The organism is Cupriavidus sp. FW306-01-F10A (assembly GCF_058782785.1).
Genome location: NZ_JBYSYA010000059.1, coordinates 1 through 697, shown reverse-complemented (window position 1 = coordinate 697; position 697 = coordinate 1). Strand labels below are relative to the sequence as shown.

Below are 697 nucleotides of genomic sequence, written 5' to 3'. Positions count from 1 at the left end.
TAGTTGGCGCTCGGGCGGATGATCTTGTTGTCGATGCGCTGCTCGATAATGTGCGCGGCCCAGCCGGAGGTACGCGCGATCACAAACAGCGGCGTGAACATCGCCGTCGGCACGCCCATCATGTGGTAGCTCACCGCGCTGAACCAGTCCAGGTTCGGGAACATCTTCTTGATGTCCCACATCACCGTTTCCAGGCGCTCGGCGATGTCGAACATCTTCATCGAGCCGGCATCCTTCGACAGCTTCTTCGCCACTTCCTTGATCACCTGGTTGCGCGGGTCGCCGGTGGTGTACACCGGGTGGCCGAAGCCGATCACGACTTCCTTGTTCCCGACGCGGCGGGTGATGTCGGCCTGGGCCTCGTCCGGGTTGTCGTAGCGCTTCTGGATCTCGAACGCGACTTCATTGGCGCCGCCGTGCTTGGGGCCGCGCAGCGCGCCGATGGCGCCACTGATCGACGAGAACATGTCCGAGCCCGTGCCGGCGATCACGCGGGCGGCGAAGGTCGAGGCGTTGAATTCGTGCTCGGCGTACAGGTTGAGCGAGGTGTTCATGGCGCGCTCCCACAGCGCCGACGGCTTCTCGCCGTGCAGCAGGTGCAGGAAGTGGCCGCCGATGGAGTCATCGTCGGTTTCGACTTCGATGCGGCGGCCGTTGTGGCTGTAGTGATACCAGTACAGCAGCATCGAGCCGAGGC

The 697-nt window shown here is 63.7% G+C and carries 1 protein-coding gene; it reads right to left on the bottom strand.

Annotated features, from left to right (window positions below):
- Window positions 1–697 (bottom strand): citrate/2-methylcitrate synthase (locus tag AC3WLF_RS31330; RefSeq protein WP_492359310.1); only part of this gene is annotated, 697 nt, incomplete at both ends.